Origin of the sequence: Caballeronia grimmiae (genome assembly GCF_022879615.1) — a bacterium.
Taxonomy (GTDB): domain Bacteria; phylum Pseudomonadota; class Gammaproteobacteria; order Burkholderiales; family Burkholderiaceae; genus Caballeronia; species Caballeronia grimmiae.
Map to the genome: position 1 here is coordinate 129,912 of NZ_CP084276.1, position 19,505 is coordinate 149,416.

At 60.5% G+C, this 19,505-nt stretch carries 22 protein-coding genes; 11 read left to right on the top strand and 11 right to left on the bottom strand.

The window, feature by feature from the left end; all coding sequences use genetic code 11:
• Positions 1-178: 178 nt before the first annotated feature.
• The 3 genes from LDZ21_RS29085 to LDZ21_RS29095 all read right to left on the bottom strand — a co-directional run bounded on the left by LDZ21_RS29085 (position 179) and on the right by LDZ21_RS29095 (position 2,673).
• A complete protein-coding gene (locus LDZ21_RS29085; RefSeq protein ID WP_244797940.1) occupies positions 179-1,120 on the bottom strand; it encodes a hypothetical protein in 942 nt (313 codons plus the stop codon).
• A gap of 95 nt (positions 1,121-1,215) precedes the next feature.
• Complete coding sequence (locus LDZ21_RS29090) at positions 1,216-1,716, bottom strand: DUF2726 domain-containing protein (RefSeq protein ID WP_244797941.1); 501 nt, start codon at positions 1,714-1,716, stop codon at positions 1,216-1,218.
• A 93-nt stretch (positions 1,717-1,809) separates the two neighbouring features.
• On the bottom strand, positions 1,810-2,673 hold the full coding sequence (locus LDZ21_RS29095) for a CAP domain-containing protein (protein WP_244797942.1): 864 nt from the start codon (positions 2,671-2,673) through the stop codon (positions 1,810-1,812).
• 112 nt (positions 2,674-2,785) lie between these two features.
• Between LDZ21_RS29095 and LDZ21_RS29100 the strand changes: the two genes are divergently transcribed.
• From LDZ21_RS29100 to LDZ21_RS29135, 8 genes are all read left to right on the top strand, one after another.
• On the top strand, positions 2,786-3,271 hold the full coding sequence (locus LDZ21_RS29100) for a hypothetical protein (RefSeq protein WP_244797943.1): 486 nt from the start codon (positions 2,786-2,788) through the stop codon (positions 3,269-3,271).
• Positions 3,249-3,482, top strand: coding sequence for a type II toxin-antitoxin system Phd/YefM family antitoxin (locus LDZ21_RS29105; protein ID WP_244797944.1), 234 nt, complete (start codon positions 3,249-3,251; stop codon positions 3,480-3,482). The genes LDZ21_RS29100 and LDZ21_RS29105 overlap by 23 nt, the downstream gene beginning before the upstream one ends.
• Complete coding sequence (locus tag LDZ21_RS29110; protein WP_244797945.1) at positions 3,482-3,859, top strand: type II toxin-antitoxin system VapC family toxin; 378 nt, start codon at positions 3,482-3,484, stop codon at positions 3,857-3,859. The genes LDZ21_RS29105 and LDZ21_RS29110 overlap by 1 nt, the downstream gene beginning before the upstream one ends.
• A 123-nt stretch (positions 3,860-3,982) precedes the next feature.
• Positions 3,983-4,381, top strand: coding sequence for a hypothetical protein (locus LDZ21_RS29115; protein WP_244797946.1), 399 nt, complete (start codon positions 3,983-3,985; stop codon positions 4,379-4,381).
• A gap of 268 nt (positions 4,382-4,649) precedes the next feature.
• Entirely contained in the window at positions 4,650-4,889 is a 240-nt protein-coding gene (locus tag LDZ21_RS29120) for a hypothetical protein (RefSeq protein WP_244797947.1), read from the top strand.
• 338 nt (positions 4,890-5,227) lie between these two features.
• Positions 5,228-5,620 (top strand): hypothetical protein, encoded by a 393-nt coding sequence (locus LDZ21_RS29125; protein WP_244797948.1) that lies wholly within the window; start codon positions 5,228-5,230, stop codon positions 5,618-5,620.
• 168 nt (positions 5,621-5,788) lie between these two features.
• Positions 5,789-6,442, top strand: coding sequence for a hypothetical protein (locus LDZ21_RS29130; RefSeq protein ID WP_244797949.1), 654 nt, complete (start codon positions 5,789-5,791; stop codon positions 6,440-6,442).
• A 230-nt stretch (positions 6,443-6,672) separates the two neighbouring features.
• Positions 6,673-7,479, top strand: a complete 807-nt coding sequence (locus LDZ21_RS29135) for a hypothetical protein (protein ID WP_244797950.1) — start codon at positions 6,673-6,675, stop codon at positions 7,477-7,479.
• Positions 7,480-7,516: 37 nt separating this feature from the next.
• Here the strand turns inward: LDZ21_RS29135 and LDZ21_RS29140 are convergent, their stop codons facing one another.
• The 4 genes from LDZ21_RS29140 to imuA form a co-directional block, all read right to left on the bottom strand.
• Positions 7,517-8,281 carry a hypothetical protein gene (locus LDZ21_RS29140; protein ID WP_244797951.1) on the bottom strand — a complete coding sequence of 255 codons (765 nt, stop codon included), beginning with the start codon at positions 8,279-8,281 and terminating at the stop codon, positions 7,517-7,519.
• A gap of 672 nt (positions 8,282-8,953) precedes the next feature.
• On the bottom strand, positions 8,954-12,097 hold the full coding sequence (locus tag LDZ21_RS29145; RefSeq protein ID WP_244797952.1) for an error-prone DNA polymerase: 3,144 nt from the start codon (positions 12,095-12,097) through the stop codon (positions 8,954-8,956).
• 4 nt (positions 12,098-12,101) lie between these two features.
• Positions 12,102-13,580 (bottom strand): Y-family DNA polymerase, encoded by a 1,479-nt coding sequence (locus tag LDZ21_RS29150; RefSeq protein WP_244797953.1) that lies wholly within the window; start codon positions 13,578-13,580, stop codon positions 12,102-12,104.
• Positions 13,504-14,211: a translesion DNA synthesis-associated protein ImuA gene (gene imuA, locus LDZ21_RS29155; protein ID WP_244797954.1), complete on the bottom strand. Its 708-nt coding sequence runs from the start codon at positions 14,209-14,211 to the stop codon at positions 13,504-13,506. The genes LDZ21_RS29150 and imuA overlap by 77 nt, the downstream gene beginning before the upstream one ends.
• A gap of 407 nt (positions 14,212-14,618) precedes the next feature.
• On the opposite strand from imuA, the gene LDZ21_RS29160 reads away from it, so the two are divergent.
• Positions 14,619-14,966 (top strand): flagellar transcriptional regulator FlhD, encoded by a 348-nt coding sequence (locus LDZ21_RS29160; RefSeq protein WP_425306868.1) that lies wholly within the window; start codon positions 14,619-14,621, stop codon positions 14,964-14,966.
• A gap of 2 nt (positions 14,967-14,968) precedes the next feature.
• Positions 14,969-15,577 carry a flagellar transcriptional regulator FlhC gene (gene flhC / locus LDZ21_RS29165; protein WP_244797955.1) on the top strand — a complete coding sequence of 203 codons (609 nt, stop codon included), beginning with the start codon at positions 14,969-14,971 and terminating at the stop codon, positions 15,575-15,577.
• Here the strand turns inward: flhC and LDZ21_RS29170 are convergent.
• The 4 genes from LDZ21_RS29170 to LDZ21_RS29185 all read right to left on the bottom strand — a co-directional run bounded on the left by LDZ21_RS29170 (position 15,563) and on the right by LDZ21_RS29185 (position 18,453).
• Complete coding sequence (locus LDZ21_RS29170; RefSeq protein ID WP_244797956.1) at positions 15,563-17,044, bottom strand: UvrD-helicase domain-containing protein; 1,482 nt, start codon at positions 17,042-17,044, stop codon at positions 15,563-15,565. The genes flhC and LDZ21_RS29170 overlap by 15 nt on opposite strands.
• 78 nt (positions 17,045-17,122) lie before the next feature.
• Positions 17,123-17,446, bottom strand: coding sequence for a hypothetical protein (locus LDZ21_RS29175; protein ID WP_244797957.1), 324 nt, complete (start codon positions 17,444-17,446; stop codon positions 17,123-17,125).
• 68 nt (positions 17,447-17,514) lie between these two features.
• Positions 17,515-17,697 (bottom strand): hypothetical protein, encoded by a 183-nt coding sequence (locus LDZ21_RS29180; protein WP_244797958.1) that lies wholly within the window; start codon positions 17,695-17,697, stop codon positions 17,515-17,517.
• Positions 17,698-18,006: 309 nt separating this feature from the next.
• On the bottom strand, positions 18,007-18,453 hold the full coding sequence (locus LDZ21_RS29185; RefSeq protein ID WP_244797959.1) for a hypothetical protein: 447 nt from the start codon (positions 18,451-18,453) through the stop codon (positions 18,007-18,009).
• 158 nt (positions 18,454-18,611) lie between these two features.
• Between LDZ21_RS29185 and LDZ21_RS29190 the strand changes: the two genes are divergently transcribed.
• Entirely contained in the window at positions 18,612-19,265 is a 654-nt protein-coding gene (locus LDZ21_RS29190; RefSeq protein WP_244797960.1) for a TetR/AcrR family transcriptional regulator, read from the top strand.
• The last annotated feature ends 240 nt before the right edge of the window (positions 19,266-19,505 follow it).

The following is a 19,505-nucleotide window of genomic DNA, read 5'->3' on the forward strand; positions in this document are numbered from 1 at the left end:
TACCGCCACTGGCGCTCAAGCGGCGTGACCCTCCACCAGACTCCGTCGACGCTTGTGGCCTGTGCCCGGACACGGCGCATGGCTCCGCGGCGGACCATCATGCTTCCGTCTCTGACGAACCCCATCTGTTTCAGTGCCTCAGTGGTGTAGCGTTTCTTGAGGGTGGCGTAGATCCGCGTCATGACGACTTGCCGACAGGAGCGGCAGCCAGCGTCGGTGCACAGTTAAAGCCTGTACGTTCGCCCCGGAGGACCTCGACGTCGGCGCGGTTGGCGCGCACGAGAACATCCCGCGTCGCATTGGTCTCGTCGAAAAGCCGGACGTAGGAACTGCCGCCTACTCCGTGCCACACGGCGCGGGCGTCGCGCGTGCCCCATTTGTCAGTCGTCGGCAGTTTGTAAAACTGGACCTTGACTCCGCTGGCCGCTGCGATCGCCGCCAATTGCGTGTGCTCAGTGTCGGAAAAGATGACGACCTGGCCGGGGGCCGAGCGCACCCCGAGGTTGACCATCGCCAGATTGAGAATGGCCGGGCGCGTCGCGACCAAGATGCCGAAAACGGCCATTGCCAGAAAGCTAACGGTGAGCCGATGGTTGCTCCGCTGCGCTTTCGCGGGAACGATAAGCAGGAGAATCGCCGTGATCGCGCCCACTGCGGCGAAGAACATCAACGTCGCGTGCATGCGCGCGTCCGGCGCCTGATCCCTCACGAAGATGAGGTGATAGGCGAGGGGAAGCGCAACGAGCAACGACATGAAAACGGTCGACCGGTTGTCGACAGCCGGATGCAGCGAGGAGCCGGGCGGCTGTCCGCGACGCTTGAGCCGGAAGTTGTTGGCGAGGACGAGAAGCTTGAGCGCCCACAAGGCCGCGAAAATGCCGAAGCTGACGCCAAGAACCGCCATACAGGTGAACGAGAACGCGGCCGACGCGAGGAAGAAAGCGTCGCCGAGCGACAGCCCTTCGGGGACGATGCTTTCGAAGTAACAGTAGGCGACTAAGATTGCGCCGCCGAGGATGAGGACCGCTTTCCACGCGGTAACGAACGATGCTTGAATGACGTCGATGAGCGACTTGACCAGCTTGATCGCGTCGACGGGCTCTTTTTTGTTGGGTTCCATGGGACCTCGCTTAGGTGACGATAGCGACGCGAGTTCGTTCGCGTCACAAACCAGCCTATCGACACCAGCGCGAAGTCAAGGACCCTGCCGCCGCGTCAGACCCGAGAAAACAGAGAGGAACCTTCGCTTGCGTGGACGCGCGTCTCGGAGGGGAATAGCGCGGACCGGATACCGTTTTCGTCCGGCTTCGCCTTGGATTGGAAACGGATGGTCCGGATGCCCGCGCTTGCGAGATATGCGTCGCGCACGGCGTCACGCGCGGCATCGTGCGTCCTATCATCGAGCTCGACAACAGCAACGAGAGCAAGCTGTCTATCGTAGACCGCGTAGTCCACCCGCTTCTGCGAGATCCGTCGGAAGTCAATGGTGCGCTGCTTTCCGCTCGAGATCGGCTGGATGATCGCTGACATCGCAACTTGCGGAAAGATCAACGCCTCCGGAAGCGCGCGACGAAGCCGCTCGAAGAACTCCTTCTCGTTGGCGGTCAGCAGGGGAACAGCCCTGTATTGCGGCTTCGCCGCTACGTTGCTGGCAACGACGGTGACGATGCCAATCAATAGGGCGATGACTAAAAGTGGCGCAATGTGGCTTAGCATGTGTCCGCCATAGAGTTACAGGTCGAGTACGGCAATCAGGAGGCCGATGCTACCTAGGCCTCGCTGAAACCCGTGAACTTGCTATGGCCGCTCTTACATGACGGCGGGCGGACGAATGCCGCCACCGTTCAAGCCCTGGGCCTTCGTTGTGCTCGCAGCCTTGGTGGTGAAAGACCACGTGAGGTCGAGCGGATTGTTTTGCGTTCCATTCGCGCCCAATGACGTCAAAACGCCGACGACATGCACCGTGTACGTGGCGCTTGAATTGAGCGGCTTGAACGGAACGCACATCGCGGCGTTTGTCAGTTCGCTATCGTTGGCAGAGGTCTGAAGTTGACACGGCACCGCGTTCCCGCCGCTGTCGGTCACCGTGAAACTCACGGAACTCAACTTCGACATCATGTTGCCCTGAATGGTGATGGGATAGCCCGTGTACGTCTGGTTGTACTGCGGCGCGGACGCGAACGGGCTCGGGATTTCGTTGACGTACCAATTTGTCGGAACGTCCGTCTCGTTCTGGTACGGATAAGCGATGACTTGCGTGCCGCTGAGGGCGGACGTCATGTTGCCGAAATCGATGTTGAACGCCCCCCACGTCGAGCTGGAGGCGCTGCCTACGCCCATACTGGCGAGGTTGGCGAGCATGATGACACGGTGATAGGGCGCGTCGAACAGGAGCCTGACGGCCACCAGAGAGTCGGTGAATGCTCGCACATCACCGGCGCTGGTGACCTCGCCGTAAGCCGTGTAGCTGCCTTGTGCGGTGATGCGGACCGCCGGGGTTGCACCGGTGAATCCGGGCTGACCAGCCGTCTCGTTGTGGCTCAAAATCGAGTTGTTGGCCAGATAGACAGCATGGTTTTGCGACGACGTCGTGAGCCCCTTGTCGACCGAGAGCGCCGTCGTGTAACCGACGTTATGCCGCATGGCGTTGAGGTAAGCGATGCTATCGGCCACGGGGTCGCCGGTAGCTGCAACGCTCTGCACCGTGGTTGCCGGTGGCAGGAAGCTCACTTTCTGCGATGCAGCTGGGGAGCCACTCTGGCTTCCTGTGTTGTTTGAGCCTCCCATGCCGTTTGCGCTTCCCGCGCTGCTCGAAGCGGAGGAACCCGACCCGCCGCCGCATGCGGCGAGCACGGCGACGGTCAAGGCCGTCAAAGCAGAAAGGCGGATGGACGGCAATGCAGCAGACGACTGTTTCAAACCAGACCTCGTTAAGTTCGTGGACGCCGTAATGGGCGTTCCGATCGTTTTCTTAGCCACCGACTCCCTTGCTTTCGAAGGGGCCGATTTAAAGCCAGTGTTGGGGAAAAGGTGCCTTGTCAAGGCGCAGTCGCGCGCCTTGGCGGACCAGCACCACTGCATCGTGAACAAAAACGCGAATCTTGCGCAGGCGAAAGCTACGGTTTTTCATCCGTCTTTTGCCCGTGCCTGCCCCAGTCAGGTCATGCAACAACCCACCTACTGCGTCGTTACGGATTGCCGTCTGGTCGAGACTTGGCTAAACTTAGCTAATCAGTGGTGGAGGGCCCGTGCAGACCGTGAATATCCATGAAGCAAAGTCGCAGTTGTCGCGCCTCATCGAGGCAGCCGTTAGCGGCGAAGAAGTCGTCATCGCCAAGGCTGGAACGCCCGTGGTTCGGCTCGTTTCCGTGGAGCAGAAGCCGAAACTTCGCCTCGGCTTGATGAAGGGAAAAATCAAGATCGCCGACGACTTTGACGCGCCCTTGCCGGACGAAGTCTTGGCGACGTTCGAGGGCCGGTAATGCGTCTGTTGATCGACACACACGTTTTTCTGTGGGCGATGGGCGGCGATAAGAGGCTATCGAAACGTGCCGAAGCAACGATGCTCAGCGCCGACGCTGTGTTCGTCAGCGCCGCGAGCATTTGGGAGATCTCTATCAAGACTGCACTCGGAAAGCTCGACGCCGAGGTGAAGGAGCTAGTCGCGCGGATGGAGGACGCGGGGTTTCGCGAACTACCAGTAACAGCGGCGCACGCTGCAACAGTTCGCGAGCTGCCCGATATCCATCGAGATCCATTTGATAGGATGCTCGTGGCGCAAGCCATCACGGAGCCACTGCGCCTGCTGAGCGACGACGACAACGTCGCGAAGTACACGGACCTCGTCATTCGAGTTTGATCGACACTGAAAACAGACGGCACGGCAGGAAAGCCGGTCGCTCCTGCAAGAAACCCCAGAACCAATGGCGACATCACTTTAAGCCGCGAAGGCCATCTCTAATTGCGGAGCAAAATGACGCGTATGAAGACGCCCGACAGCGGGGGCACTGCGCCGAAGCAGGTCGATGAAAACAGCTTCACTAGGCAACAATGGGAAGCCATCGCGCACTACGTGGAAGCCCGCAAGCGCCGACGGAAGTTCTACTTGACGGCTGGCGCGGCAGCTCTCGTTTCGTGCAGCGCTGCGTTAATGTCCCGCGCAATGACGGAAGGTAGCACGCTCGACATTCCCCCCATCCTTCAATGGGCGCAGATGATCCTGCCCATCGTCTTACTAGTTGTCTTGAGCCTTGGAACAATCGCGTTCAACAGTGCGGTTGCGTCAGGCCGGAAAGAGATGCTCTCAGCGGGGCTGGGCAAGAAGTTCGTTGCTGATTTCGAGAAGTATCCAACGCGGAAGTTTCCGCGCAAACAGGCATGAGCCATCCGCGGTGCCGTTGTGGCGCGGGCGCGATATAACGACAGACACTGACATGAGGAAGAAGGAAATGGTTGGGCGTTTTGTAGTCGTGTTGACGATAATTTCGGCTGCGATCGGCTTGACTGCTTGTAACACGGTCGCCGGTTTCGGGCGGGACATCACTGATTCTGCAAACGCGGTAAAGCATGTCGTTTTTTGAATTGCTTTGACAAATGCCAGCGCGAGCGGCTACAGCAAAAGTTGCTTTGCGCCTAAACAGGTAAGCGCCATGGACAACCGCGACCCTTACGCCCGACTCGTCGAAGAGCTAGGACAACTCTTGGTTGACCACATCGAGCGACACCACCCGGAGGCGTCGCGGTTCGCCGCCATCAAAGCGTTGGGCGCGGCGGCGAAGGCGCTCGCCATGATCTATGGGCCGTCCATCGTGCCGCCCAAGAGTCACGAAGAGCAACTTGAGTGGGCGTACCGGATCTTGCGGGCCGGCTTCGCTGAAACGTCGATGTAACGGCGAAGCGTCCCCCGAAGCGATAGGACCGCACATGCGCAGAGAGTACGAGCTATAGACGGATGTATTGGCCATTTCCACGTTGCAACTTACACAGCGAACGCGCCATAGTGCGGTACACCGTCTGTCGATCCCGCCCTTTTTCTCGAAACTTTCCATTGCCTCTTAGTGTGAGCATGAAGCATTTTTTTCGCCCTTGTGTCTAGTATCGCTTCGTCCCGTGTGCTGCCAGACGAAAGACGCACTGAAAGGCTGGTGGCTCCCTAAAGGTTATTCGCGGAAGACCGATAACCCGTAAAACCGGGAAAGTCCCGTCGACACGTGTGAGGACCCGCCAGATGATGAGAAAAGAAGCAGCAAACTACGCTCGAACAGCAATGATAGGTGCTTTGCTTTCCGCTGGACTGGCTTGTACCGCTGAGGCGGACACCGGCACTTTGGAGCAACGCTCGTCCTTGGCTAATCAGGCACAGTTCGTTTGTAGTTTGATCGGCGTTAAAGTTGCTAGTTACGCGCGCGTGATCGCGGAGCAACACCTTACGACCGGACAGATAATCGATCGTGTAGAAGCCAAGGACGCACAGGCAGTCATGAACGCGTCGAAGTATCTCTCAATGACGCCGCAAACAGATGACGTCACGTTCCGGGTTTTGAAGGTTGGTGTCATGGGAGCTACCGAATGTCTGAGCGACACGTTCCGAAAGTACATGGGAGTTCCGGCTCTAGAATGATGAATGTGTTCGAACGTCGCTAATCAACAGCCGTTGCGCAGCATTATTTCGACGCGGCGGAGGGCGCTCTGGTGACTTACCGCACCGCTGCGCATACCGATTGGCTAGGAAGCGTGGTGTACAGCCAAGTAGCCGCGGCAGGTGTTTCCAAACGTAGGAGAGGTGGGCGTGTCATTGGGAATGGGGGTTTTTCTATCCACGGCTTTTATAGGCATTTTGTTGCTTTACCGCTGGACGATGGGGCGTTGGAACTGGGGGCGAGGCCTGAAACGGCTTCTGGCTGGGACAGCGACGATAGTGATCGTCGGCGGGCTGTCTTTTTGGGCGTTATTGACATATATAAACCGCCCGACGTTGCAGAGTCGCTACTACGGTGTCACTGTTGCGATGACGATGGCTGAGGTCAAATATAAGCTTGGTTGGCCGTCGAACGTCTTGATACCAGGTGACGCGGGCGCGAAACAATGGTGGGAAAGATATCCGGCGGTACTAAGCGTTAAGGAGATTCGTGAAGGCAAAAGCGTCGACGACTACCGGTCATGGAATTATGATGGGTCGCCACGAATCGATATTGAGTTCGACAAAGCGGGAGGGAACGTAATTAGCGTGGCATGTTTTGCCGGCGACGCGAGTTGCGCCCCCCTTCTCGGTATCTCCGAGCGTTCGACGGAAAAGGAAGTTGTAGATCGCTTGGGGGAGCCCACTAACGAACGTATTAGTGGCCCAACGAAGACTATGGAGTACCGCAAGCTTGGCGTTAAGCTGTATCTCGCGAAAGAACGCGTTTACATGTTGGAAGTCCGCGAATTTCCTGGATCGTAGTCCCAAGCCTGACGCGTAAGGTGCCATTGCCAAGATGCGCACAAGCATAGGGAGCGAATTATCATCTGGCTCTAAAATCGTTGTTTGGTTTCCGCACGGCTGCGCGAGTCAATGGAAAAAGGCACAGTGAGTTTTGCTGGAATGAACCACATTGAGTCGGTCAACCAAGAGAAAGAAAGCTGTTGGCGAACACGCGACACTCCGTTCGTGGACTGAGCCAAAGGAAAACTGTGAACAAAGGTACTAAAAGGAAAATCGGGGTTGTCGTCGCGGCTCTCTTCATCGTGTCAGCTGCAGCGTGCTCACGAGGGAAGGGCGATCATAACGCGACGACCGGCGCTGCCAGCGCTAGCTCACAGTCTGAGGAGGCTCGTGCAATTGCCGACGGAAAGAGAGTTGGCCACGTCCTGCCGTTCAAAATTTGCAGGCTGGGCGTCAACGATAACTTCACCAACGGCTACACGCTTGAACAGGCAGAAATTCGGGTATCAGTGGCGGCGAAGCCCGACGATTGGTTCGCCACTACGGCAGCCGCGGCCCAATCGTTGGCAGAGGCTGGCGTATCCGAGGCAGTCGAACTAGATGTTACACGCGACGACTTGCCAACCACGGGCCTGGCCGGGGTGTATGCCTGGCTTGGCAGAGTCAACATTGGCCGCGATGCGAGCCAATCGAATGGGAGAAAGCTTCCGTACGATTGGGAGGCGTTCAACCCAGTCTTCATGAGCGCTGAGCGGGCCGCCCCCCTGGACAGCGCCGCTATCAGGGACGCATTCGACCAATTGCCCGAACGCTTTCAAGAGCAGGATAAAGAAAGAGAGGCAGGCGTACGGATCAGGAAGCAAATGCGGCTGAGTCATGCGCCGGATCTCTCGCTCGCGGGTCCCGTCTTCAGCGGCAATGCGATGGCAGACCGAAAGCCCAACGATTACTACATCGAAGTCAGCGAGGACAGCGTGAAGCAGCTTGAGCACTTGAAGGAATTGGCGCGCGGGGCGCCGGTCCACAATCTGGAATGCCCAGATTGGCACTTGTAGAGCGTTGGCTGACGGATCGTTGGCAGGTGTTTGTCCTTCACGCCGAGCAATCCTCGGCTTGAAGTAGCACCGTTTTTGCGGACGGCCTGGCACCTTTGCGCAGGATCATGTCGTCGTTGACGTCGCGCGGCTGATACCCATAAATCATGTAAGTCTTGTTGACGTAGGTGATGGCTTTCGCAAGATGGCCATTGGCTTCGTCGGTCAGGTCCTGAGCCGCGTCAGTGCCGTCTATGCCCGCTTCTGCATCGCGAATGATGCCCTTGTACTTCGCCTCCTCGGACACCACTGACGCCTTCCACTCAGCGTCCACGATAGTCAAATATCGCTGTGCGTTTGCGTCGGCGATCTTTGGAAGAGGGACACGGGCGAATTGCTTGGCGGTTGCTTGCAGGACTCGAATGTAGCCTCGCGAGGCCCCGAGTATGCCCGCGAGGTCCAGCCGCGCGCCCGCTGCGGCCTGTTGCTTGCGCATGAACTCATAGGCCTCCTGGCGGCGGTCCTCGATAAAAGACATGCGTCGTGCGTAAGCCTGGATTTCACCAAGATCGTTGCGGGTGGGACGAGCGATCGCGCGCTCGAGTTCGCAACGACTCACCGTCGAAGCGTTGTCCGGAGCTGGCGGATCGGCCAATGCAACAGGCGTGACCGTGGTCGCGGGAGTGGATGCGCGCTGGGCAGAGGCAACGAGTTGTTGGCCGCCGTTGCCGGGCGGCCCAAAAACGAGTGCCACCGCGACGCAGCCGGCCGCGCCAAGCACAACCGCGAGTCCAGTGTGTTTGTTCTTTCCGTCCTTCATCATCTCCCCGGTTTTAGTCTTTGTAATCGATGCGCTGCGCGCTCTTTCGCTGAACCCCCTTCGCGAGCAAACTCGCCATCATCGGCCAGTCGCAACTTTTAGCCCGTTGCGTTTCTCCAGCGGCACCTTATGGCTGGCCCTTCTCTGCGGGTGCCCGTGCTGGACCACGCGCGGTTTCCTGAAACTCGCCACGCCAGACAAGTTTTCCGGAGGCGAATCATTCTCAGTTGTCAGCTGAGAGCGGGTGCATGCACCTGAATTGGATTTCCGCAGAGGCGTACTGCCACCCCGCATCTTGTGCCGCACTGTTCACAGGGATTACCGTGGCGCCTTTAGCAGCGCAATACTCGCTCGCTTGTTGGTAAAGTCGGGCTTTGACTTTCGAACCGGAATAATCCCAGCCGGCCTGCTCACCGAGCATATAGACACCGCTTCCAATCGGGACGATGCCTGTCGTGGTTGTGCAGGCGGCGACCAGTAGCGCGCAAAAGATCGGTCCGACTATTCTCATTTTGTTTTTCCAGCGCTCGGTGAGTTGTCCGGCAAGAGTACTGGGACACGGCCTGCGGAAATATGCGATTACGAACATCGGTATATCAGGTAGTCGATGCCCGCTGGTCACCTTGCAGTCGTCATATGCTGCGACTGCCAGCGGACGTCCGTCCAGAGTCCAGGTCAGTGAAAATTCCGGCTCGACGTGGCCAGGTTCCCAAGAAGCGCGGTCATGTCGACGAGGCGATTAGCGACAAGGTGCTTTACTTCGCCCTCCTTCTGCCAGACCCCGGAGACACCGAGAAGGGAGGCGCCCAGCGCTTCCTTCCTGAACTTCTCGACGAGTGACGGCCAGACGATGACGTTGACCTGACCAGTCTCGTCTTCCAGCGTGATGAACAAGACGCCGTTAGCCGTCCCCGGTCGCTGACGCACGGTCACAATCCCGCATGCCTTGGCGAGACGCCCATTCGGGTAGGTGGCAAGCTTCGACGCTGCGAATATCTTCTTTTGGTTGAGCCGCTCGCGAAGCAACGAAAGCGGGTGACGATTCAACGTGAGGCCGGTCGCGCGGTAGTCGCTGACGATCTCCTGCGCTTCATTCGGCGCGGCGAGCATCGGCAGTTCTTCTTCGCGCGCCGTCGCGCGCAGCAGATCTTTGTCGGGCACGGCTGCGACGGCCTGCCAAAGCGCCTCGCGCCGGTTGCCGGACAGAGCCGCGAGCGCATTCGCGTCTGCAAGCAACTGCAAGTCGCGGCGATCGAGCCTCGCACGGTTGGCGAGGTCGTTGACCGACTCGAAAGGGCGCACCGCGCGCGCCGCTTCGATGCGTGCCGCCGACTCTTCGCGCATGCCGCGAATGAGCGACATGCCGAGCCGCACGGGTGCCATCGAGCCGTCGCCTTCAAGGAATGAATCCCAGTTGCTTACCGCGACGTCGATGGGCAACACTCGGACCTTGTGGCGCTTGGCATCCTGCACCAGTTGCGAGGGCGAGTAAAAGCCCATTGGCTGGCTGTTGAGCATCGCGCACAGGAACGCGGCCGGCTCGTGGCACTTGAGCCAGCAGCTTGCATACACGAGCAGGGCGAAGCTCGCCGCGTGGCTCTCGGGAAAGCCGTACTCTCCGAAGCCCTGGATCTGCGCGAAGATCGATTCAGCGAACTCGCGGTCGTAGCCACGATCGAGCATGCCGTTGACGATGCGGTCGTAGTAATGCTGCAAGCCGCCTTTGCGTTTCCACGCGGCCATCGCACGCCGAAGCTGATCCGCCTCGCCGGCGCTGAAGCCTGCCGCGAGCATGGCGACCTGCATGACCTGCTCCTGAAAGATCGGCACGCCAAGCGTACGAGCGAGCGCGGTCTCCATCTCGGGCGAGGGGAACGATACCGGTTCCTTGCCCTGCCGCCGGCGCAGGTACGGATGGACCATGCCGCCCTGTACCGGACCCGGCCGCACGATGGCGACTTCAATGACGAGGTCATAGAACTGGCGCGGCTGCAGGCGCGGCAACATGCTCATTTGCGCACGCGATTCGATTTGGAAGACGCCGACGGTATCGGCGCGGCAAATCATCTCGTATGTCGGCGCGTCTTCCGCTGGAATATCCTGCAACTCGAACGGCTCGCCGCGCTGTTTTGAGATGATGTCGAGCGTGCGTCGGATCGCCGAGAGCATGCCGAGCGCAAGCACGTCGATCTTGAGCAGCCCAAGCGCTTCAAGGTCGTCCTTATCCCACTGGATCACGCTGCGATCGACCATCGCGGCGTTTTCGATGGGCACGAGCCGCGAAAGCTTGCCGCGCGCGATGACGAAGCCGCCGGTGTGCTGCGATAGATGGCGCGGGAAGTTCAGCAGTTGCGATGCGAGGCTCGCCCACTGCTGGATCAACGGCGTCGAGGTGTCGAGGCCCGACTCAACGAAGCGATTCAGCAGATCCGCGCTGGAGTCGAACCAGTGATGCGACTTGGCCACCTTGTCGACGATGATCGGATCGACGCCGAGTGCCTTACCCGAGTCTCGCAGCGCAGACTTCGGACGGTATGTTGTGACGGCGGCCGCGAGCGCCGCGCGCGTGCGCGTGTACTTGCGATAGATGTACTGGATCACTTCTTCGCGCCGCTGGTGCTCGAAGTCCACGTCGATGTCGGGCGGCTCGCCGCGCTCCTTCGAGATGAAACGTTCGAACAGCATCGAGCTGCGCGCAGGATCGACCTCGGTCACGCCCAGGCAGTAGCAGACAGCGGAGTTCGCGGCCGACCCGCGCCCCTGACAAAGGATGCCTTCGTTGCGCGCGAAGCGCACAAGGTCGTACACCGTCAGGAAGTACGGCTCGTACCGAAGCTCGGCGATGAGCGACAGTTCGTGCTCGATCTGCGTCTGCACCTTGTGCGGGATGCCAGCCGGAAAGCGCCGATGCGCGCCTATGTACGTTTCCTGCCGCAGATAGGCGGTGGGCGTCGTGCCTTCGGGGATCAGTTCGTCGGGGTATTCGTAGCGCAGTTCATCCAACGAAAAGGTGCAGCGACTCGCGATCGTCAGCGTCTCGCCGAGCGCCCGTGCCGGGTACAGGTTCGAGAGCCGCAGTCGCGCGCGTAGATGCTGCTCGGCGTTCTGTGCCAGTTCGAAGCCGCATTCGGCGATGGAGCGGTTTAGGCGCACGGCGGTGAGCGTGTCTTGCAGCGGCTTGCGCGAGCGCACGTGCATCGTCACTGCGCCCGTCGCGACGACCGGCACGCCATGACGGTCAGCCACGTATTCGACGATGCCGCGGTGGATGTCGTCCATCGCCCGCGCATGCAGCGTGAGCGCGACCCAGCAGCGTCCCTCGAACGTGCGCGCGAGCCATTCGACCTGCGCGTCGAGCCGTTCTTCTTTTGCCGGATACTCAGGCGACAGAATGACAAGACAGTCGGGCAAGCCCTTCAAATGGTCGTATGGCGCTTCCGGACGCGCCAAATCGTTCGGCGACAGCAGGTACGTGCCTTTCGACGTTCGCGTTCGCGCGAGCGTAATGAGTTCCGACAGGTTTCCATACCCGTTGCGGTTCATCGCGAGCGCGGTGAAGGCGAGGGCGGGCGTGCCGTCAGGATTCGTCAACTGGAAGTGCGCGCCGACGATCAGGCGGATGTTCGCTTCCTTCGCGGCAACGTGCGCGCGCACGATACCGGCGAGCGAGCATTCATCAGTGATGGCGATCGCGAGGTAGCCGAGCTGCTCCGCGCGCAGGATCAGTTCTTCGGCGTGCGAGGCGCCGCGCAAGAACGTGAAGTTGGAGAAGCACTGCAACTCGGCATAGCCGGGCAGCATCGACGAAAACACGTCCATCGCGTCACCCGAACAGGCCGTGCAAGAACCATCGAGGGTCCTCTTCGTCGCGGCTGCCGACGCGCTCTCGGTAGATCCAGTAGCAGCTGTGGTCGTCGGCTTCCGCGACGAAATAGTCGCGCGTGACGAGATCGCCTCCCCACCAACCCGCTTCTATGCGCTCGCCGGGGGAGACCGTACGTAGCGGACTGCCGTAGAAAGGACGGTGCTGGCGCGTCATCAACTGGATGGGCGTCTCCAGCAGCCACGAAGGGCGCGGCTGATCGCCGGGGAGCGAACAGCCTTTGACGTCGCTCGACACTGGCACCCAGTTCGATACGGTTTCGGGCCGATGGTCCGCGACAGGCGCCGCGCGCAACACGTTCTCGTGGCCAAGGCGTGCGACGAGCAATTCCATCAGCCGGTTATGGTCGGCGGCGCTGCCGCCCGGCTCCGGAAAGAGGGTATCGGAAGGCGGTTCCGCTGCCTCAACGTCATTCACTTCGACACGCACAGCGATGACCGCGGCCGCAAGCTCAACGCGTCCAAGCCGCTCCTTCAGCAAGCGAGTCAGGTGTTCCTCGTGCCACGTCGGCTCCGCGAGCGCGACCTCAATCGTCGTTGGCGGCAACGCCGCGCGCCCGCGTTCATGTTCGAGTTCGATCGAGAAACGCGTGAGCGCCAGTTGCTTGCTGGCGAGCCAACCCGTCAACTGCACGATGAGCCGCCGCGCGACAAAGAGCACGGCTTCCGCATGCTCGACGCGGTCGGGCAATTCGATCCGTGCGTTGAACGACGGCGGCGTCTGGACCCATTCGTAGAGTTCGGGCGCTTCGCCCACGGCGCGATCGAGCGTATCCAGCAGCGCGGTGCCACAGCGCTTCTTCAGTCCGGCGCGCGGCAAGCGCCGCAGGTCCGCAACGCTCGTGCATCCGAGACCGTCGAACCAGTCGGCGTAGCGTCGGGCTTCGAGGACCAACAGGGCGGGCAAGCGCGGCAACTGCCGCATCAGCGAGCGAATGGAAAGTCGATGACCGCCGCGATAACGCGCCATCAGCCACGCGCTTTGGCCGGTGGGCGCGACGCTCATCCGAGCGGTGAAACCGAAAGCCGCAAGCGATGTGCGGATCGCGCGTCTAAGCGCGCGCACGCCACCAAAGAGGCGCAAGCTCGCCGACACATCAACGAGAACTGTTTGCTCCTCAGCGATCGATACCTGCGGGCTGAACTGCATCAAGGCCGTGGCGACATCCGCGACGGCCTGCTGCTCTTTGATTTCGTCCTTGTCGTGGATGCGCGCGTCCGGCGCGAGTGTAAGGACGCCGCCCTTGCGCATGCCCATGCGGACACCGGCCTCGTGCGCTATATGATCGAGTGCGACCACACGCTCATGGTCGAGCACGACTAGGCCCGGACCGAAACCGGCCTCACTCGTGGACGACCAGTTCGGCTGGAAGACTTCTCGGCTGAGGTGCGGCAGATACACGCCGATCCACACTTGCATGGCGATTGAACAGGATAGGCGAATGGGTCAGTCCAACGACAAGCGGCTCGTCACGCACTGGGCCTCGGCGCTTCACAAACTCCAATGAAACGCTGTCACGCGCAGGGCGCACAGCAATGCGAAGCGGGGCAGGCGACGTGTCGCTCGCAGCAGCGAGCGGCCGCACCATGAAGAACAGCGACTCGCTCGTCTGCGCGGCGAGGTGCAGGCGGCGTAGCGCTTCCGGTCGCACATGGGTTTGCCAGAAGATCAGCGCGCCGAACGTCCCTGCGCGAAGGATCTGCTCACCCGCCCAAAGCGCATCGGCGGTCTTTTGAGCGCGCACGACGTGGATCGACGTCTCAGGCAGGCCCCAGTAGGCCGCCGCTTCGGGCTGAAAGCGGTGAGGGGGCTGCAGCAAAGCAATGCGCCGTTGGGCGACAGCCTTCAGCGCAGGCAACAGCAATCGCATTTCTCCAACGCCCGGCTGCTGCACCAACAAGTCCGTCAGCGCGCCTTTGGGCCAACCGCCGCCCGGCAGTTCTGCGGCGAGCGTCTCAGATCCACACGGCACAACATTCACGCGAGCAGACGCTAGTTGCGAGCCGCGCCAAATCGATGGATGAATGTCTTCGAGGGCTAACGCTCCCATGTTCAACCCCGTACTGTATGTTTGTACAGTAGTCTACACGATGCAGGTAGCGAAGGGTCCGGGGTTTAGGTCGGCAGGCCGGGTCAGATTTGGCCGGCGAAGGTAACTCTGTCGTTTTCTTGCATCAGTCGGGTAACTCCGTATCGAGTAGGTGTTACCGAAATTGGCGTTTCTCACAAGCAGCGCGCAACAGAAAAGAAGCTGCAAGCCGCATGCCACTGAGCAATGGGTAGCCGGCTGTGATGACAGAGACTAGTTATTTCGTGTACTACATCCACCGAAAAGAAGGAAAAATATCTTCCTTCGCGAACGATTGCGCGAGGTGCATTTGCTGTGGCAAACGATTACCGCGTGTAACAAGATGTTGCAAACTACTGACCGTAGTCAGACAATTTGCTCGCGCCCTGATGAACGGCGCCAACGAGCAAGCCGAACTCACTACCTGGTCCGCCGCCATGATCTACGCCTCCTGTGACCTTGGTTCGATCCGCGAATTGAACCTGTCGTACCTGATGCTCGCGCGACGCGTGCTGGCGTCGGATCGCGAGGCGGCACAGTCGCATTTGGGTCTGTCCGCGGAAATGGCAGATACGCTGCTCAAGCTCTCGCCCGCGCAAACCGAGAAGCTCGCGTCGTCGTCGCAGTTGCTGTGCTTTTTCCGCATGAGCGCCGATGCAATGCTCGCGGGCCTCGCTGGTCGCAGCAACGAAGCTTCGATCTCGACCGTCACGAATGACGCTCTGCTGGCGGCCTAATCATGACCACGACCACGTCCTCCAAGAGCCTTGCTGCCGAAGCTGCGCAAGTCATGCGCGCGATCACGCTGATCAAACTCGGCGCGCGCATGCAAGTGCTGGAGTCGGAGATCCCGACGCTTTCGCGGGATCGGCTGATTCGTCTGTATCGGGAAGTGAAGGGCGCATCGCCGCCCAAGGGCATGCTGCCGTTCTCCGAAGATTGGTATCTGACGTGGGCGCCGAACATCCACACCTCGATGTTTGCGAACGTCTACGCGTTCCTCGAAGCGAATGCCGGAGGGCTGGACCGTGTGGACCTGCTCACGCGCGCCTACGCGCTGTATGCGGAGCACTTCGAGATGAACGGTGAGGCGTTGCAGATGGACCTGACGCGCGCCTGGACGTTTATCCGTTTCAAGGACGCCGGCATTCTTCGCCTCGCGGGCTGCACGCGCTGCCACGGCAAGTTCGTCGCGCACGCACACGAGCCGTCGCATTCGATGGTTTGCGGCATCTGTCAGCCGCCGTCGCGCGCAGGCAAGACCAAGGCGGCCGCGAAAGCCGCGCTCGAGCGCAATGCCGCACTGCAGGCTCTGGCGGCCGGACGCTCGCCGCTATTGGCTGCGTGAGGCCTTCGGCACGTTGAAGAGCCGCAGCAGTTCATCCCGCACATCCGAGATGTCGAGCACATGCTGAGCGCGCGTGAGCGCCACGTACAGCAGCCGCATCTCGTCTTCATCCAGCGTCAACCGGCCGTCGACCAGCTTGAAGCGGAAGTCGTTGACGATCCGCACGCGTTTCCACTCCAGTCCCTTCGCACGATGGATGGTCGAGATGACGTAGTCAGCCTGGCCCTCCGGCGTCTGACGTTGCGCGAGCGCACGCAAGTAGTCCGTGCCGCGATCGTCGACGATCTCCACAACAGGCAGCAAATCGCGGCCGACGGCGCTACGCGCGAAAGCCTGCGCCTCTTTCCAGTTTTCGAAGAGCGACAGAGCGGTGGGCCGGAAAGCCCGTCTTCCGTTGAGCAACTGATCTGCGCCGTCGGCAAAGGCGATGATCTCGCTTGGATTCATGCGCAGAGTTGGGCGATGGCCCATTTCGATACCCGCCGCAAACTGCCAGATGGCCGTAGCGTTCTTTCGGCACAGCACCGCGTCCACCGGCGGCTGCACTGACGGATCTTCGACCATGATGGAGCCGATGCTCGGCTGGCCCCGGATCGGGGTGGTTTCCCCGAGCAATGCGAGCACGCAACTCGCGAGTCCCGCGAAGGTGGGCCCGAACCGAGACGACTCGGTCAGCGGCCGCTCCGGTGCATCGATCTGCGCCATCGCGTTGACCGCGCCGCGCCACTCATAGATTTGCTGATACGGATCACCGACATAGATCGTCTGCGCGTGCCGTTGCCGTGCAAGAACGGACAGCATGATGCCGTCGCTGTCTTGCGCCTCGTCGAACAAAATGAAATCGGCGTTGATACGCGGATTCGATTGCGCCCACACCTTCAGATAGACGTCCGGCTGTATCGCTTTCAGTCCCCGCGGGTTGACGCTCTCCGTCCATAGCCGCGCGATGCTGGGCGCGAGTTGCTCGCGCAGCCAGTCGGCGGCATCGTCGCGAATCTTTTCGTCGACCGGTATGTGGAAGGGCTGCGGCGTATCGTCGGCGGATCGACAGAACCGGCCGAGCCCGTCGGCGATCATGCGGCCAATTTCGAACGGCGCGAGCTCCGCATTCTTTCCCGTGATGGTCGGCACTTCGATTGGCCCGAAGCCATATCGGGCAGCGAGTTCGTGCGGTGGCTCAGACGGCAGATTGATGCGCGCGGTCAGCCACGCGGGAGCGCTTGCATAGGCGAGCGAATGGACGGTGCGAGCTGAGACGTTGGCCGGGAAGCCGCGCCGCGCCGAGTCCGCGATTTCCTTGTTAAATGCGAGATAGCTGCCGCGCTGGCCGGTAAGCTGCTGAGCGACGAGCCGCAGCGTCGAGGTCTTGCCTGCGCCCGCGTACGCTTTGACTTTGAGATCGCCGCCGCTTCTCGCGGCTTCAACGACCGCTTCCTGTTCCGCCGTCGGTTTGTATGCCTTGGCCACCGAACGCCCTTCCAACGAAAAGAAGCAGTGTGCCGCAAGTTCGACCAACCGGTGACGGCGCGGCCGCCGCGCTCGCTGCTACTTGCGTCCGTCGGCGACGAAGCGGAACGGGAAGACAAGACGGCCCAATTCATCACGCTCAAGCGGAACGTCCGGACCGTCCAGCAGCTTCTCGACCTCTTCGACCTCTGGCAACGGCGGCCACGGCCATGCTTCAGTCGCCCATGCTGGAATATCGGTCTGACGAACGAATGCGAACTCCTCGGGCTCGTCCCATATGGAATCGAACGTCTCGTTGAGGATTTGCTGCATATAGGCGACGTGCTCAAGACGCATCGACCACCAGTGACGGCGAATGCGGTCTTCGCCGGCAATGACGGTGCGCGATTCGAGGTCGAGCACGAACCGGTGCTTCATGTACGGGTCGCTGGCCCATAACGAGTCCCACTCGCCGACCGCATATCGTTGCTTCACGTCTGCCAATAGTGTCCCCATTGGTGGTGCTCGCGCGCCTCGATGGCCACCGCCATGATCTCGCCCAGACCGAACGCTGGATTGTCGCGTTTTACCGCGATGAACCGGTCGACAAGCGAAGGCGCAACCCTGAGCATGCACAACGCCTTCAATTCAACAAAGTCGAAGAGGCTAGTCATGATTGGCCGATTCGCGACCAGGGCGCTAATCTCGTGGCATAGCACCGCTTCCCGACGATCCGGCAAACCGCGCCTCTCCGTCACGTCTGTGAACACTGCTCGTTGCGCGAGATTGCGGTCCTCAGCAGTGGCGAATTCTTTGGAATCGATCCCCAGCAGCGCGAGGTTGATCTCGTCACCGGCGGCGATGAATTCCGACAGGACGGGGGGGTTCGTAGGACATGGCGGTTGAAAGTTCTGGAATGAATCCGATTTAGCGGATGAAATCAGCCGTTCTTAAGGGTCTGCCTAATAGTTGTGCGCTTCTAATCAGTCTCGCAGGACTTCAACAAGCCACGCTTCCAAAGGGCGACCCGCATCGACGTCCACAAAAAGCGCGACGCCGCCAGCAACGATGTCGCGCGACCACAAGTCAGCGGCATCCACCCACGGTTGGATTAGCGATCGCCGAGCTGGAAGGTCGGCCGCATTGAAGTCGAGTGGGTAATCGATTGACGAATGGTCGGACTCCACCGCCAGACGCAAAGAATCAACACGTATGCCACGAAGCTCCGTGTTCACGATCCTATTGACGACGACGTCGAACTCCCGCTCACTGGCAAGCTGATAGCGGCAAGGAGGCGTCTCAAGGCGAAGTTGATTCCCTGCGGTAATGCGCCCATGTGACTCGCTCAGCACCAGTCGATATCGGGCAACGCGTGCTTCACGGTCGGGGCCAGGGAAGACGGCATCTTTGAATGCGCCCTTGTATGTCATGCGGACTCCGGTCGGGGCCGCGACAGGCGGTCACGGCACCTTATCGAGGCTAAATACCGGCGGGCAAAGTCAAGGCGTCATTGCGGCGGGAAAAAGGGCGCCGATCGACCATAATGGATGTACCTACATAATCGAACGCGCCGTGAGGGGAGAGCGACATGTCACAGGTCACGGAGACAGGCACGAAAACGACCAAAAGAGACCCCGAGGGCACGCGGCGTCGAATTCTCGAAGCCGCGACCGAGCAGTTCTCGACCCTCGGCCTTGCTGGCGCTCGCGTCGATGCGATCGCACAGGCCGCCGGAACGAATGAGCGCATGCTCTACTACTACTTCGGCAGCAAGGAGCAGCTCTATGTGGCCGTGCTGGAGTCGATGTACGCGGATTTTGCCAAGAAGGAGAGCGGCCTAGACCTTTCCGAATTGCAACCGGGCGAGGCGATAGCGACGCTTGCTGAGTCGATATGGGCGCATCTGTGGGACAACCCACGTTGGTTGGGCCTGATCAACGGGGAAAACCTGAATCGCGGTCGATATCTTAAGTCGTGCGAAAAACTACGAGCCACAGTCTCGCCGGTGGTCGAAGTCATCAGCACGATTCTCGATCGTGGCGTGGCGGCTGGGCGCTTTCGACGTGACGTTGATCCGCTCGACTTCTATGTGACGCTTGTTGGGATGGGCTATTACATCGCCTCGAACCGCTATACGATCAGCGCCTTCGCTGGCCGCGATTATGCGGACCATCCGGCGCGAGAGAAAATGTCCGGGATGCATCTCGCCATGCTGGAAGCTTACCTGGGCTCGACGCCGTAGAGCGGTGAAATTGGACGGCGGTGGGCGTGGTCGAAGAGGGGGCCGACCAAGGGCCGGCCGAAGACGACCCGAAGCCGCCGGTCGAACCGGTGACGCTGTAACGTCGGCTTAACGAGGTCCAACGGCCAGTCGGAGTACCACCGGGAAGGACGCGGGACGGGCATTTTTGCGCCGCCGCTTGCCGCTAGTTAGGCACCTGGCAGCACGAACCGGATCAGCAGAGTTTTAAACTATCGGCGG